Source organism: Halorubrum amylolyticum (genome assembly GCF_004114995.1).
Lineage (GTDB): Archaea > Halobacteriota > Halobacteria > Halobacteriales > Haloferacaceae > Halorubrum > Halorubrum amylolyticum.
The window spans coordinates 480,072-495,047 of sequence record NZ_SDJP01000001.1; the positions used below are offsets into that span (position 1 = coordinate 480,072).

A 14,976-nucleotide genomic window follows, 5' to 3' on the forward strand; every position below is an offset into this window, starting at 1 on the left:
CGACCCCCTCACGAGAGCTGTTCGCCGACCAGCCGGTCCGCTTCCGCGAGAAACGCGTCGCGCTCGTCGATCGGGATGGTCGCGCCCGCGGCCACGTCGTGTCCGCCGCCGTCGCCGCCGACCGCCTGACTCGCGTCCCGCATCACCGCCGAGAGGTCGAGTCCCTTCCGGACCAGCGCGTGCGACCCGCGCGAGGAAACCTTCAGCTCCTCGGCGCTCTCCTCGGCGAACGCGATCACGGGCTTCGAGCCGTCGAGGGCCGGCGACCCGATCGCCATTCCCGCGACGATGCCGACGATCGTCTCGCGAATTCGCGAACCGGCGTCGAACCACTGGAGGTGCTCCTCGTCCGTGACGCCCTCGTTTTTTATCCACTGGAGCCCCTCTGAGAGGTTCTTCCGGTGGTTTCGGAGGAGTCGGCGCGCCTCGGCGAGCGCGTCGCCGCGGTCGCCGAGACACACCGCGAGCCCCACGTCGGCCCGCTCGTACCGGGCGGTGGCGTTGAGGAGGGTGGAGAACTCGCTCACGTCCCGCAGCTCCGTGCCCGGCTCCTCGTCGACGAGGGTGTAGGAGGTGCCGATGAGCGCTTCGATCCGGTCCGCGGGAACGCCGGAGGCGACGGCGCGGCGCATCAGTCCGGACGCGAGAATCTGCCGTTCCTCGCCGTCGAGGTCGACCCAGCGCCGCCACTCCCCGTCGCGTTTCACCTCGATGTCGAGGTCGGTGAGGAAAGCGATCGCGCCCGCCTCGTCGTTCGAGATCCCCGGGATCTTCACGTCGGAGGCGTACTCCAGTAGCTTCGGGAGCGGGCGCGTCTGCCTGCCGTACAGGTCCAGATCCGTCCGCGTCTCGATGACGCCGGCGTCGACGCCGTCGGCGACGACCGCCTCGTTGGCGCCGACGAGTCCGCCGTCCGAGTCCTGCATGTCGCCGACCGCGCCGATCACCGCCAGCGCGGCGAGGTCGCGGTTGTCGCCGTCCGGCCCCTCCAGCGCGCGGGCGAGCACGTAGCTCGCGCCCGCCCCGGACAGCTCGCTCGCGCCGTTTATCCCTTCGAGAAGCGGATTGAGGTGGAACTCCGTCTCGCGGTCGGCCGGCTGGTGGTGGTCGGCGATCACGGGGACGAAGTCGCCGCGGTCCTCGTGGTCGGCGATCACGTCGAGCTGGCCGGACCCGAAGTCAGTAAAGAGGACGACGTCGAACTCGCGCGCGGCGATGCCGGCGATCGACTCGGCGTCGAGCTGCTTCTCGAAGACGACCTCGTGGTCGATCCCGGCCCGCGCGAGCGCCGTCGAGGCGATCGCGCCGCTGGTGAGCCCGTCGGCGTCGATGTGGGACGCGAGCAGCACGCGGTCCGCGGCGCGGACCCGGTCGGCGCAGGCGTTCGCGCGCGCAGTGAGTTTCGGCACGGGAGGATCGGCGACTGCCATTACCGAACGTTGGCTCTCGATCGGGGATAAATTCACGCTTCGGCCGGTCGACGGTGGAGGTCGCGCCCGCACCAGAGCCTTGCCGTCGCCGCTCCGACACAGGCAGGGGCATCACTTGCCGTAACTGACGGTTATAGACGTTTGTGGATATATGCACTACACACATGACACGTGGGTTCAACACCCGGAGTCTCCACGCCGGCGCCGAGGCCGACCCGGCGACCGGGTCGCGCGCGACCCCGATCCACCAGACGACTTCCTTCGTCTTCGACGACGCGGACACGGCGGCGGAGATGTACGCCCTCCGGGCGGAGGGCCACATCTACTCCCGGCTCTCCAATCCGACTGTGAGCGTTCTCGAAGACCGGCTCGCCGACCTGTCGGGCGGTTCCGACGCGGTCGCGACCGGTTCGGGGATGGCCGCGCTCGACGCGATCGCCACCGTGCTCGCGAGCGCGGGCGACAACGTCGTCGCCAGCTCCGAGATGTACGGCGGCACGGCCGCGTACCTCACGAGCATCGCGAGCCGCCGCGGCGTCGAGGCGCGGCTCGTCGACACGCTCGACGACGAGGCGTACGCCGACGCGATCGACGACGACACCGCGTTCGTCCACGTCGAGACGGTCGCGAACCCTTCGCTCGTCACGCCCGACTTCGAGCGGCTCGCCGAGATCGCTCACGAGCACGCGGTCCCGCTCGTGGTCGACAACACGTTCGCGACCCCCTACCTCTGTCGGCCGTTCGAGCACGGCGCCGACATCGTCTGGGAGTCGACGACGAAGTGGATCACGGGCAACGGCACCACCGTCGGCGGTGTCGTCGTCGACGGCGGGCAGTTCCCGTGGGACCATCCCGACGCCGACTACGACGAACTCGACGGCGAGTCGCCCGCGTTTCCGATCGACTTCGTCGAGCAGTTCGGCGACGCCGCCTTCGCCAACGTCGCCCGCCAACGCGGGGTCCGACCGACCGGCGGACAGCAGTCGCCCTTCGACGCGTGGCAGACGATCCAGGGGCTCAACACGCTCCCGCTCCGGATGGAGCGACACTGCGAGAACGCCCGGGCCGTCGCCGAGTACCTCCGCGACGACGACCGGGTCGACTGGGTGGCGTACCCCGGCTTCGAGGACCACGAGAGCCACGACAACGCGGCCGAGTACCTCGACGGCTACGGCGGGATGGTCACGTTCGGCGTCGACGGCGGCTACGAGGCCGCCAAGACGTTCTGCGAGGCCGTCGACCTGACGAGCTTCCTCGCGAACATCGGCGACGCGAAGACCCTCGTCATCCACCCGGCCTCGACCACGCACGCGCAGATGGACGAAACGCAACAGCGGCTCGCCGGCGTCTACCCGGAGATGCTCCGGCTCTCCGTCGGGATCGAGGACCCCGACGACGTAATTACCGACCTCGATCAGGGGCTCGCCGCCGGCGAGCGCGCTGCGGGGGAGCGGGCCGCGGACGGCTCGGCCGAGCGATCCGCGGACGCGTTGGAGCGATCCGCGGACGACCCGGAGGTGTGACGCCGTGAGCACCGTTCCGACCGGCCACGGCGTCGCCGCGCTCGGGGAGTTCACCTTCGAGTGCGGCCAGTCGGTCCCGGACCTAGAGGTCGCCTACGAGACCCACGGCGAGTTCGACGGCGACAACGTCGTCTTGGTGTGTCACGCGCTCACCGGCAGCCAGAACGTCGCCCGGTCGCCCGCGCCGGAGCGCGACGAGGAGACCCGCGGTGCCGGGCAGGCCGGGCAGGCCCGCGCGTGGTGGGACGACATCGTCGGCCCGGGGAAGGCGATCGACACCACCGAGTACTACGTCGTCTGCGCGAACGTCCCCGGCTCCTGTTACGGCACGACCGGGCCGGCGAGCGAGCGCCCCGCCGACCTCGACCTCCCCGACGAGCCCGACCACGACCGGTGGGGGACCGCCTACCCGCCGGTGCAGGTCGAGGACTGGGCGCGCTCACAGCGCCGCCTGCTCGACCACCTCGGCGTGGGTCGCCTCCGCGCCGTCGTGGGCGGGAGCGTCGGCGGCATGAACGCCTTGGAGTGGGCGAAGCGCTACCCGGACGACGTGGACCGGGTGGTCGCCATCGCGACCGCCGGGCGCCTCGACGCGCAGTGTCTCGCGCTCGACGCGGTCGCTCGGCGGGCGATCCGCGCGGACCCGAATTGGAACGGGGGCGACTACTACGGCGAGGGCCGCCCCTCGCCGGACGAGGGGCTCGCCTTGGCCCGCCAGATCGGCCACATCATGTACCTCTCGAAGGCGTCGATGGAGCGGAAGTTCGGCCGCCGATCGGCGGGCCGCGACTCGCTGACCCGCGAGGAGGGTGATCTGGGGCTCCCGCCGGAGCCGACGGCGGCGTTCTTCCCGTACCGCGAGGTGGAGTCGTACCTCGACTATCAGGCGGAGGGGTTCAGCGACCGGTTCGACGCCAACAGCTACCTCTATCTCACGCGTGCGATGGACGAGTACGACCTCTCCGCGGGCCACGGCACCGACGCCGACGCGCTCGGCGCCTTCGAGGGCGAGGCGCTCTTGTTGAGCTTCACCGCCGACTGGCACTTCACCGTCGAGCAGTCGTCGTCGCTCGCCGACGCGTTCCGCGCCGGCGACGCCCCGGTCGCGCACCACGTGATCGACTCCGACCACGGCCACGACGCGTTCCTCGTCGAGCCCGAGCACGTCGGTCCGCCCCTCCGCGACTTCCTCGCCGAGGGCACCGCCGGCCGCGCCGTCTCCGACGGCGGCGGCGAGCGCGACGACTCCGCGCGCCCCGAACCCGACCACGCGCCGGTCCACGCGAGCCTCTTCCGGGGGTAGGTGACGACGTTCTAACCGACAGCCGATGTGCGGTCGGCGCGCGCCTCTGAGCGCTCGAAGAGCGCGAGTAGGGAGAGACCGAAGGTCTCTCTGACAGCCGGCGGCAAAGCCGCCGGCGAGAGCGCGTGCGAGGGAGTCGGGGGTCCGGAGCGGAGCGAAGGACCCCCGACGAGGCTGGGGAGGCGTGAGGTGCGGGGCTGTGCGGTCGGGTGGGACTTAAAGGGGCAGTCACGAGGGCGAAGCACGGCGACGCAAGCACTGGAAGGAGCGAACGGAGTGAGCGACTGAAGCGCGCAGCGAGCCGCGCGAGTCCTCGCGGCTGGGGCTTTGGAGGCCTTCACCGTCGGTCCCGTCTCGACTGTGTATGAATGAGCAGGTGAGTCGTCGAACTCTCTATAACCATCACGATCAACCATGATAACGTTCATAGTTCTCGACTCCGTGGTGTGTGAGGTATGCCCGGTGGACACGCTCAGACGCTCCGACCGTTCCTGTGGCGCGCCGAACGACTGTACCCGGACACGGAGATCGTCTCTCGGACCCACGAGGGGCGCACGCGACACACGTACGCCGAGTACGCCGACCGGACGGCGCGGCTCGCGAACGCCTTAGCCGACCACGGGATCGAGCGCGGCGACAGGATCGCGACGTTCTGCTGGAACCACGCCCGCCACTTCGAGACGTACTTCGGCGTCCCGAACACCGGCGCGCAGCTCCACACGATCAACCCCCTCCTGCCCGACGAGCACATCCGGTACATCGTCGACGACGCCGACGACGAGATAATCTTCGTCGACCCGTCGCTGGCCCCCAAACTCGCCTCGGCCGCTGGGGGCGACGAGGGCGCCGCGAACGGGGCTCCGGAGTTCGACGGCGTCGACTTCGTCGTGATGGGCTCGTCCGAGATCGACGCGCTCGACGCGACGCCCTACGAGGAGTTCGTCGCGGACCGGTCGACCGACTACGACTGGCCCGACCTCGACGGCGACCAACCGGCCGGCCTCTGTTACACCTCCGGCACGACGGGGAAACCGAAGGGCGTCGAGTACACCCAGTCGATGCTGTGGAGCCACACGATGGCCTCGCAGACGCCGCAGGGCATCCCGATGGAGGACTCCGACGTGGTCATGCCGGTCGTCCCCATGTTCCACGTCAACGCGTGGGGGATGCCGTTCACCGCGACCGCGGCGGGCGCGAAACACGTCTATCCCGGCCCGTCGCCCGACCCGGCCGACCTCGCGGCCCTGATCGAGGAGGAGGGCGTGACGATCTCCGCGGGCGTGCCGACGGTGTGGCTCGGGCTCCGCGAGTACATCGCCGAGGGGAACGACGTGGACCTCTCGACGCTCGACACCGTGATCGTCGGCGGCGCGGCCGCGCCGCGGGCGCTGATCGAGTGGTACGACGACCGCGGCGTCGAGGTGCTCCACGCGTGGGGGATGACCGAGCTGTCGCCGATCGGCACCGTCTCGCACCTCACCTCGGACCTGCGGGACGCCGACTACGAGAGGCAGGTCGACAAGCGGTCGAAGCAGGGACTCGTCGCCCCCGGACTGGAGTTCGAGGTGATCGACGAGAACGGCGAGGAGATTCCGTGGGACGGGGAGGCGTTCGGCGAACTCCGGATCCGCGGCCCGTGGGTGACTCAGGAGTACTTCGCGCGCCCGGAGGCCAGCGAGGATGGGTTCGCGGACGGCTGGCTGAAGACCGGCGACGTGGTCACCGTCGACGAGGACGGCTACATCCAGCTCGTCGACCGGACGAAGGACGTGATCAAGTCGGGCGGCGAGTGGATCTCCAGCGTCGAGCTGGAGAACGCGATCATGGCGTACGACGGCGTCAGCGAGGCGACCGTGATCGGCGTCCCGCACGAGCGCTGGCAGGAGCGCCCGGTCGCGTTCGTCGTCGCGGGAGAGGGCGTCGACCGGGAGGCGCTGGTCGAGGTGATCCGAGCGGGACTCCGCGAAGAGTATCCGAAGTGGTGGGTGCCGGACGCGGTGGAGTTCATCGACGAGGTGCCGAAGACCGCGACCGGGAAGTTCTCGAAGAAGGACCTCCGGGAGCGGTACGCCGACCAGTCGCTCGTCGAGGGGTCGGTGCCGGAGGAAGACGCCCCGGGCTCGGAGTGAGCACGAGCTACGGGCGCTTCCAGAGGCTCAGTCGTCGCGATCGCCGATGACCCACTTGTGCGAGTAGCTCTCGCCGCAGGTGCAGTGGGCGTACGCGTGGACCACGTCGCCCTCGGCGTAGAGGCCGCCGACCTCCTCGTTTTGCGCCTCCGCAAAGGCGAAGACGAACCGGATCTCGTGGTCGTCGTCGGGGTCTGCGTCCGCGTCGTCCGCGAACGGACACGCCCCGTCGTCGAGCGAGCGAGCGATCTCCCCTTCGGCGCCCATCGCCGTCTTCGCGAACTCCATCGCGCCCATCCCCGTGCCGGCCTGGAACGCGGACCGACCGGTCTCGCCGTCGAGGATCAGCCGGACGCCGCCGTCCGTCTCGGTGCCGACGCTTCGGAGCCGGGAGTCGTCGTCGAGGTACGCATCGCTCACGTAGAAGACCACGTCGTCGAGCCGCTCGCCCGCGAGGAACTCGTCGAGGTTGCTCATGCCGGTCCGAGGCGCGTGAGCGGTAAAAGGCGTGCGAGTCGGCTCCGGCGACTGGCGCGCGAGTCGGCTCCGCCCACGATCGGACGTGCGAGGAGGCGAACGGCCGAACCGATGCCAGCTCGTGTGGAATCGGGGGAACTGTTAATACGCACCACGGAGATCCGTCGCGTGATGAGCGCACAGACCCGAACCGGAGACCGGCTCGCCGAGTGGGCGGAGCTGGTCGACGAGGACGTGCCGGAGGAGCTCCGAGAGGAGCGATCCGACGACCGTTAACTTTCACCCCGCTTCGCGAAGGCTTTAGGCCGACGGCGGCGAAGCCCCGCCGATGGCGACCGAGGCCGCCGGGATCGACCGACACCTGCTCGTCGACGACTTCCTCCAGCGGCGCCGCTACCAGCTCCAGCTGGCGGACGCGGCCGCCGACGAACACACCCTCGTCTGTCTCCCGACCGGCCTCGGCAAGACGACGGTCAGCCTGCTTGTCACGGCCGAGCGCCTCCACGAGGCGGGCGGTAAGGCGCTCTTCTTGGCCCCCACGAAACCCCTCGTCCAGCAGCACGCCGACTTCTACCGCGAGGCGCTGGAGATTCCGGACGACGAGATCGTCGTGTTCACCGGCGACGTGAAGCCCGACGACCGGGCCGCGCTCTGGGAGGACGCCCGGATCGTGATCGCGACACCGCAGGTCGTCGAGAACGACCTCGTCGGTAACCGGATCTCGCTGCGCGACGTGACCCACTGCACCTTCGACGAGTGTCACCGCGCCACCGGCGACTACGCGTACGTCTACATCGCCGAGCGCTACCACGCCGACGCGGCCGACCCGCTCGTCACCGGGATGTCCGCCTCGCCCGGCGGCGACACCGAGGAGATCGAGACGGTCTGTGAGAACCTCGGGCTCGTGAACGTCGAGGTGATGACCGAGGCGGACGCCGACGTCGACGAGTACACCCACGACACCGACGTGCAGTGGGAGCAGGTCACGCTCCCGGACGAGGTCCTCGAGATCCGCGACGCGCTCAACGAGGTGATCACCGACCGGTTGGAGAAGCTCAAGTCGCTCGGCGTGACGAACACGACGAACCCCGACCTCTCGCAGAAGGACCTCAACGAGATGCGGGGGAAGCTGAAGAAGATGATGGACAACGACCAGTCGGACGGGTACAAGGGGATGTCCACCCACGCGGAGGTGATGAAGCTCCGCCGCGCGACCGAGCTGGTCGAGACGCAGTCGGTCGAGTCCGTCCGTCGCTACTTCGAGCGCCAGCGCGAGGCCGCCCGCTCGTCGGGCGCGTCGAAGGCGAGCCAGCGCATGGTCGCGGACCCCAAAGTGCGGGAATCGATGCGGAAGGTCGAGGCGTTCGACGGGCTCCATCCGAAGTTCTCGAAGGCCCGCATCCTGCTCGCGGAGACGCTCGGGATCAACGAGGGCGAGCGCGCGATCCTGTTCACCGAGTCCCGCGACACCGCCGAGGCGCTCGTGGAGTTCCTCTCCGCGAGCTTCGACGTGCGGAAGTTCGTCGGGCAGGGCGACAAGGAGGGCTCCGACGGGATGAGCCAGACACAGCAGCAGGAGACGCTCGACGAGTTCAAGTCCGGCGAGTTCGAGGTGCTCGTCTCCACGTCGGTCGCCGAGGAGGGACTCGACGTGCCCGAGGTCGATCTGGTCTGCTTCTACGAGCCGGTCCCGACCGCGATCCGGTCGATCCAGCGCAAGGGCCGGACCGGCCGGCAGGCCGAGGGGAAGGTCGTCGTCCTGATGGCCGAAGACACCCGCGACGAGGCGTTCTTCTGGATCTCGCGGCGCCGCGAGAAGAAGATGGCCAGCCAGCTCGCCGAGCTGAAGGAGGCCACCGACGACATCGAGGAGACCGTCGGGGACGACGGCCAAGCGGGACTCAACGCGTTCGCCGGAGAATCCGACGGCGACGGCGACACCGAGCCGGAAGCCGGCGGTAGCGCGGCCGACGACGGCGCCGACGCCGGGGATACCGGCAGCGACGACAGCGAGGACGCCGACGCCGGCCTCACCGACTTCGCCGAGGAGGCGCGCGAGGGCGGGGACGCCGAGGGAGAGGGCGACGACGCTGACGGGGACGGCGACGAGGCCGAAGCGAGCGACGCCGACCGGGACGGCGACGCCGACAGCGACGACGACGGGGTCGTCGCCACCGCCGGCGTCGACGAGGGCGTCGAGGTCGTCGTCGACCAGCGCGAGCTCGACTCATCGATCGCGAAGGACCTCTCGACGCGCGACGGGCTCGTCACCCGGCTGGAGACGCTCGCGGTCGGCGACTACGTGCTCTCCGACCGGGTCGCGGTCGAGCGCAAGTCGGCCGCCGACTTCGTCGACTCGATGCTCGACGCCGACCGGTCGATGTTCGAGCAGGTCGGCGAGCTCTCGCGGGCGTACGCCCGGCCCGTGATGGTCGTCGAGGGGACGAACCTCTACGGCCAGCGCGACATCGAACCCAACGCGATCCGCGGCGCGCTCGCGTCGCTCGCGGTCGACTTCGACGTGAGCGTCCTCCGCACCGAGGACGAGGCTGACTCCACCGAACTGCTCGCGACCATCGCCAAGCGCGAGCAGGAGACGCGCGACCGCGAGGTGAGCGTCCACGGCGAGAAGACGACGAAGACCCGCGCGGAACAGCAGGAGTACGTCGTCTCCGCCATCGCCGACATCGGCCCGGTCACCGCGCGCACCCTCCTCGAACACTTCGGCACCGTCGAGGCCGTGATGACCGCACCCGAGGACGACTTACTGGAGGTCGACGGCGTCGGCCCGGTGACCGCGGAGCGCATCCGCGAGGTCGTCGGGAGCGAGTACGAGTAGCTGCGACGGGACGGCAGAACCGCTCGCCACGAAAAGCGTACTCCGAGAGTCTGCTCGGCGAAACAGTATTGTATACTGGGTAGTATACGAACTCACATGAGCAAGAGTATCCGCGTCGACGAGGACACGCACGCTGCACTCGCGTCGCTGAAGAGCGATGACGAGACCTTCGACGACCTACTGACGCGGCTGATCCGCGAGCGCCGTGAGGATATCCGGGCCGGGGCCGGCCTTTGGTCGGGGACCGACGCGCCCGAGCGTGCACGAGAGAAACGCCGAGAGATGAAACGCGGGGTCGACTCGCGGTGACGGTGTACGACAGCAGCGTTCTCATCGATTATCTCGCTGGACGAGATGCGGCCGTCGAGTACGTCCGCGAACACGCCGACGAGCCGGCGAACGCACCGCCGCTCGCGCTGTTCGAGGTGTACCAAGGCGAGGTGTTCCGGTCGGGATCAACGAATCTCGACGCGGTCGACGACGCTCTCGACTGGATACAGGTGGTCGACACGTCGGCTGCGGTCGCCCGTGAGGCGGCGGTGCTTCAGGACGCGCTCCGCGACCGAGGTGACCCGCTTGCGGCCCGTGACGCATTCATCGCGGGAACCGCTGTCGTCCTAAACGAGCGACTCGTCGTGTCCGACGCCGACTTCGATGTCGACGGGCTGCGTGCCGTTCTCGATCTCGACCTCGTCTGAGGACTACTCGAACCCGCTCACCAGCGTCACGACCCACTGGCCCACGTCGTACTCCGACCGGACCTCCACGCGCGTCACCCACTTCACCCACTGGAACCCCCGCCGGTCGGGCGCGACCAGCCGAGCGGGCGCGCCGTGGCCGTGGCTCAGTCGCTCGCCGCCGACGCGGGTGGCGAGCAGGGCGTCCTCGGCCTCCTCGATCGGGAGGCTCCAGCGGTAGCCAGTGACTGACGTGAACCGCACGTATGCGGCGTCGTCGTCGAGTTTGCCGGCCGCATCGAGCAGGTCGCCGACGCGGATTCCTCCCCACTCCTGAACCGTGTACCAGCCGCTGGTGCAGTCGAGGAGGGCCTCCGTCTCGTGGCCGGTGGCGAGTTCGTCGGCGTCGAGCTCGATCGGCTCGGCGACGAGCCCCTCGACGCGCAGCCGGTAGTCGTCGCGGTCGATCGGGTCGGGGTCGTCGGCGACCCACGAGGTGATCGGGAAGGCCGCGTTGCCCTCGCCCTCGCGCGGCTGTGACCCGGTGAACCGCCGGTCGGAGCCGGCGGTGTCGAGCGCGTCGTTGACGCCCTGCTGAAGTCGGTACGTCGCCGCCCCCGCGGCCAGCAGGGCGGTGTACCGGAGCGCGGTCCGGCGGCGCTCGAAGTCGACCCGGCGCGGGAGCCGGAACCGGGTCGTCGCGTGCGCGGCCACGAGCGGGAGCAGGACCAGCCCGAAGCCGACGTGGACCGAGAGGAGCGTCCAAGAGGAGAGCCGAACGTCGAGCCCGAACACCCACGCGGTTCCGGTCGCGAGCGCGCCGAGCGCGGCGACGAACGTCAGGACGGACAGCGCGGTCGACCGTTGCCAGAGGCCGGGATCGGTGAGCCGGCGCCGGACCCGAGCGAGCTTCCACGCGAGCAGCGCGACGATCCCGACGCCGAACGCGCGGTGGAGCCAGAACAGCGGCCATCCCTCGGGGACGCCCACCGTGAACGAGACGAGCCCCGTCACGGCCTCGGCGACGACGAACGCGAACAGCGACCAGTCGACCGCTCGCGGCGGCGGCTCAAGCCGGTCGAGCGCGTCGCCGACCCGGGATCGCACGCCCATCTCGACCGCGGTACGTGCTACCGAGACAAAAGGCTACAGCCGGTTCTCTCGCGCTACAGCTCGTAGACTTCCCCGTCGACCGCGAGCGGCTCTTCGAACGCCTCGTCGGGTGGGTAGTAGTGCGCGAGGTGGACGAGGCGGGTACGGTCGGCGTCCAGCTCGTCGGCGAGCGCGATCGCGCCCTCTCGGGTCATGTGCTTCGTGCCGAACGTGCGCGGGACGCCGTCCGGTCCCTCGTGGCGGCCGCCGATCGGGTGGTGTTCGCAGAGCGACGCGGGGACGATGGCGTCGGCGAGCAGGAGGTCGGCGCCGGACAGGGCCTCACGGGACCGCTCCGGGATGTCGTAGCTCGTGTCGCCCGTGAGCGCGAGCCTCCCGCCCGTCTCGGGGTCTTCGATCACGACGCCGTAACACAGGAGCGGCGGGTGGTCGACGGGGACGAACCGGACCTCGAACCCGCACGTCTCGAAGGGCTCGAACGGGTCGCGGGCGTGGACACCGATCCGGTCCTCCAGGTAGTCGTACTTCGCGCGGATCGTCTCCGCGACGCTCTCGTCGGTGGCGGGGTCGGTTTCGTTCGGCGCGTGGACCGGAAGCCCGTCGACCAGCCGGTAGACGTTGCCGAGCCCGTCGAGGTGGTCGAAGTGGATGTGCGTCACGAGTCCGGCGTCGGGCAGCGACACGTCGCGGTCGAGGAACTGGCTCCGGAAGTCGGGGCTGAAGTCGACGAGCAGCGACTCGCCGGTGCGCTCGTTGGCGACGTGGACCGAGAACCGCGAGCGCGACACGCCGCGCTCGCGCGCCGCGGCGCAGGTGTCGCAGTCGCAGCCGACCGTCGGCGTTCCGGTCGTGTCGCCGGTGCCGAGGAGGGTGACCCGCATCTCGGATCGGGGTCGGCGGCGCACCGACTTAGCGTCCGTGATCGACCCTCTCTCGCCCCGATTTATAAGCCCGTCAGGCGCGACGGTCCGGTATGCACGGCGCTCGCGACCTCGTCCTCGCGCGACTCCCCTCTGGGGTCCCGGTCCGAACGACCGTCCACGCCTACGGCGAGGGGGACCTCGTCGACGGCCCGGACGGTCCCGAACTCGACGTTCCCGCCGACGGCGGCCCGGTCGTCTACGCGCAGGCGGCCCAGCACGGCCGGGAGGTGAACGGGACGGCCGTCCTCCGCCGACTCCACGAGCGGCTGACGGGGGCGGGCGGCGACGCGGCCGACGCCGACGCTCTCGCCCTCGACGGGACGCTCGTCACCGTCCCGGTCGCCGACCCGCTCACGTTCGACCGCGTCTCCTACACCACGCCGGAGTCGCTCGACGCGCTCCACTCGAACATGAACCGCTGCTGGCCCGGCGACGCCGACGGGACCCTCCACGAGCGGATGGCGGCCCGGCTGTGGCGGTTCGCGAGCGCGGCGGACGCGGTCGTCGACCTCCACACCGGCTCGCCGGCGATGCTCACCCACGCGGTGTACATGCGCGACGACGCGGCCTGCCGGGGGCTCGCGGAGGCGTTCGGCACCGACCTCCTGCTCGCGGAGGCCGCGGGCGACGATCGCAAATCGGGAGGTTTGCGAGCCAATCAGCACTCGACGAGTTCTGATGACGAGGCGAACACGGAGTGGACCGAGCGCGGCTTCGCGGGCAAGCTCCGCGTCGCCGCCACCCGCGAGGGGATTCCGACGGTCACCCCCGAACTCGCGCACAGCCGCGAGGTCGTCCCCGAGGCGGTCGACACGGGGGTCAGGGGGATGCTCGGCGTGCTCCGCCACGAGGGCCTCTTGCCCAGCGAGCCGGCCCCGTGGGACGGCACGGTCGCGCGAAACCACCTCGGGCGCGTCGAGGCCGCGGAGTCCGGGCTGTTCGCTCCGGAGCGCGGCCTGTCGGTCGGCGACGAGGTCGAGGCGGGCGACCGGCTCGGCGTCGTTCACGACCCCGCGACGTTCGAGCCGCTCCAGACCGCCGCGGCCGACCGCGACGGGATCGTCTACTCGATCGCTCGCGAGGCGACCGTGACGGCGGGCGGGACGCTCGTGGGCGTGGCCGAGCGGCTGGAGGAGTGACGTGATACGGCGGTACAGGTTTCGACGCCCGCTCAGGGCTGCCGCACTCGGATCTGTCCGTTCGCGTCGACGGTGACGAACAGCTGGTCACGCACCTCGCGTCCGCGGACCGCGTCGCCCGCGCGGTCGCCGATCGTCTTCATCAGATCGGGGGCGGTCTGGTTCACCTTCACGCCCGCCTCGTCGCAGGCGTCGTACACGCGCTTCGGCGCGTCGTAGAGGTCGGTCCCCGCCTCGATCTCGACGCGGACCGGGGCGGCGAGCGCCTCCGCGAACGCGACCGTCTCGCGGGCGCTCGCCACGTTGTCGCGGGCGCTGGCCTCGACGCTGGAGACGTTCGCGCGCGAGGTACCGAGCCGGTCCGCGATGTCGGACTGGCGGAGCCCCCGCTCGCGGAGGGCAAGCACCTCGGCCTGCCGGCGGGTGAGGACGCTCTCGTCCGCGTCGAACCCCGCGCGCTCCAACAGCGCCGCGGCGTCGATGTCGTCGGGGTCGGGACCGGGATCGGACTCCGGAGCCCCGTCGTCTGCGACCATACGCGTCGTCAGGGGACGCGCGCTCAAAAAACGGCGGTTTCGGCGGGTTGGCGGAACGAGGAGAAAACGAGGTCGGGAGCGGCGGCGGATCGGTAGCGTCCGGACTGTCCGTGGGGTGGGGCCGTCCCCGGGACGCGATCTACTTGCCCCAGAAGTTCTCGCGGCTGCCGAGCCGCTCGCGGTCGGGGCGGTCGCGGCGCCGGTCGCCCTCGTCGTCCCCGTCCGCCTCCTCCGCGTCGTCGTCGGGAACCTCCCCGTCGGCGTCGTCTTCCTCGTCCGCCTCCGGATCGTCGGGGAGGCGCTCGACGACCTCCTGTGCGGTCGCGTGGCTCGATTTTACCCGGTGAATTCGGACCTCGGCGCGCGCCGGGGGGAGCAGGCCGTCGACGAGGACGATGAACCCGTCGTCGGTGCGCCCCACGCCGGCGCCGCTCTCGTGGATGTCGTCGACCTCGACGACGACCTCCTCGCCGGGCTGGACCGGCTGCTGTTTCAGTTCGTAGATGGGCATGTCGTAGTGGTTACACCACTCCGCGCCGCCCTTGTTGCCGTAGTGTTGACACCCCATCCCCTCGATTCGTTCGTCGAAACTGGGGCAGTCGTCGGCGAGTGGACAGTCCGCCATACCGTAGGGGAGACCGGCCGCCGTTGTAAACGTTTTCGACTGGCCGAGCGAAAAGCCGGAGTATCGGCGATTCATCCGGGTGAGCGGCGGCTGCTTCGATACGGCCGACGAGCGGGGGGCCGCGGGACGCGGACCGGGCCGGTCTCACATAAATACGAGGCGGATGCCCACGAGTTCAGTCTTGTCTCTTACCCACAAGTTCTAACGCCGCGGCTGACGAACTGAGACGGGAAGATGGGACGAGAGTCACGGAGTTGGCGGC

13 protein-coding genes are annotated in these 14,976 nt (G+C 70.2%); 7 read left to right on the top strand and 6 right to left on the bottom strand.

Going from position 1 to position 14,976, the window contains the following annotated elements; genetic code table 11:
- Positions 1-8: 8 nt before the first annotated feature.
- Positions 9-1,430: a single-stranded-DNA-specific exonuclease RecJ gene (locus ESO89_RS02265; RefSeq protein ID WP_128904053.1), complete on the bottom strand. Its 1,422-nt coding sequence runs from the start codon at positions 1,428-1,430 to the stop codon at positions 9-11.
- A 164-nt stretch (positions 1,431-1,594) separates the two neighbouring features.
- Between ESO89_RS02265 and ESO89_RS02270 the strand changes: the two genes are divergently transcribed.
- The 3 genes from ESO89_RS02270 to ESO89_RS02280 all read left to right on the top strand — a co-directional run bounded on the left by ESO89_RS02270 (position 1,595) and on the right by ESO89_RS02280 (position 6,385).
- Positions 1,595-2,953 (top strand): O-acetylhomoserine aminocarboxypropyltransferase/cysteine synthase family protein, encoded by a 1,359-nt coding sequence (locus ESO89_RS02270; protein WP_128904054.1) that lies wholly within the window; start codon positions 1,595-1,597, stop codon positions 2,951-2,953.
- Between the two features lie 4 nt (positions 2,954-2,957).
- Positions 2,958-4,256 carry a homoserine O-acetyltransferase MetX gene (metX, locus tag ESO89_RS02275; protein ID WP_128904055.1) on the top strand — a complete coding sequence of 433 codons (1,299 nt, stop codon included), beginning with the start codon at positions 2,958-2,960 and terminating at the stop codon, positions 4,254-4,256.
- A 455-nt stretch (positions 4,257-4,711) separates the two neighbouring features.
- Positions 4,712-6,385 carry a long-chain fatty acid--CoA ligase gene (locus ESO89_RS02280; protein ID WP_128904056.1) on the top strand — a complete coding sequence of 558 codons (1,674 nt, stop codon included), beginning with the start codon at positions 4,712-4,714 and terminating at the stop codon, positions 6,383-6,385.
- A 27-nt stretch (positions 6,386-6,412) separates the two neighbouring features.
- Here ESO89_RS02280 and ESO89_RS02285 read toward each other — a convergent pair whose 3' ends face one another.
- Positions 6,413-6,862: a DUF5807 family protein gene (locus tag ESO89_RS02285; protein WP_128904057.1), complete on the bottom strand. Its 450-nt coding sequence runs from the start codon at positions 6,860-6,862 to the stop codon at positions 6,413-6,415.
- Between the two features lie 328 nt (positions 6,863-7,190).
- On the opposite strand from ESO89_RS02285, the gene ESO89_RS02290 reads away from it, so the two are divergent.
- The 3 genes from ESO89_RS02290 to ESO89_RS02300 all read left to right on the top strand — a co-directional run bounded on the left by ESO89_RS02290 (position 7,191) and on the right by ESO89_RS02300 (position 10,399).
- Complete coding sequence (locus ESO89_RS02290) at positions 7,191-9,701, top strand: DEAD/DEAH box helicase (RefSeq protein ID WP_128904058.1); 2,511 nt, start codon at positions 7,191-7,193, stop codon at positions 9,699-9,701.
- 96 nt (positions 9,702-9,797) lie between these two features.
- Complete coding sequence (locus ESO89_RS02295; RefSeq protein ID WP_128904059.1) at positions 9,798-10,010, top strand: DUF7557 family protein; 213 nt, start codon at positions 9,798-9,800, stop codon at positions 10,008-10,010.
- Positions 10,007-10,399 carry a PIN domain-containing protein gene (locus ESO89_RS02300; protein ID WP_128904060.1) on the top strand — a complete coding sequence of 131 codons (393 nt, stop codon included), beginning with the start codon at positions 10,007-10,009 and terminating at the stop codon, positions 10,397-10,399. Before ESO89_RS02295 ends, ESO89_RS02300 begins: the two co-directional genes overlap by 4 nt.
- Before the next feature lie 3 nt (positions 10,400-10,402).
- Here the strand turns inward: ESO89_RS02300 and ESO89_RS02305 are convergent, their stop codons facing one another.
- Together ESO89_RS02305 and ESO89_RS02310 are read right to left on the bottom strand one after the other, a co-directional pair.
- Positions 10,403-11,491: a molybdopterin-dependent oxidoreductase gene (locus tag ESO89_RS02305; RefSeq protein ID WP_128904061.1), complete on the bottom strand. Its 1,089-nt coding sequence runs from the start codon at positions 11,489-11,491 to the stop codon at positions 10,403-10,405.
- 53 nt (positions 11,492-11,544) lie between these two features.
- A complete protein-coding gene (locus ESO89_RS02310) occupies positions 11,545-12,372 on the bottom strand; it encodes an MBL fold metallo-hydrolase (RefSeq protein ID WP_128904105.1) in 828 nt (275 codons plus the stop codon).
- Positions 12,373-12,464: 92 nt separating this feature from the next.
- Between ESO89_RS02310 and ESO89_RS02315 the strand changes: the two genes are divergently transcribed.
- Positions 12,465-13,553, top strand: a complete 1,089-nt coding sequence (locus tag ESO89_RS02315) for a succinylglutamate desuccinylase/aspartoacylase family protein (protein WP_128904062.1) — start codon at positions 12,465-12,467, stop codon at positions 13,551-13,553.
- A gap of 32 nt (positions 13,554-13,585) precedes the next feature.
- Here ESO89_RS02315 and ESO89_RS02320 read toward each other — a convergent pair whose 3' ends face one another.
- Both ESO89_RS02320 and ESO89_RS02325 read right to left on the bottom strand, forming a co-directional pair.
- Entirely contained in the window at positions 13,586-14,089 is a 504-nt protein-coding gene (locus ESO89_RS02320) for a Tfx family DNA-binding protein (protein ID WP_128904063.1), read from the bottom strand.
- 139 nt (positions 14,090-14,228) lie between these two features.
- Positions 14,229-14,714 carry a TRAM domain-containing protein gene (locus ESO89_RS02325; RefSeq protein WP_128904064.1) on the bottom strand — a complete coding sequence of 162 codons (486 nt, stop codon included), beginning with the start codon at positions 14,712-14,714 and terminating at the stop codon, positions 14,229-14,231.
- Between the last annotated feature and the right edge of the window lie 262 nt (positions 14,715-14,976).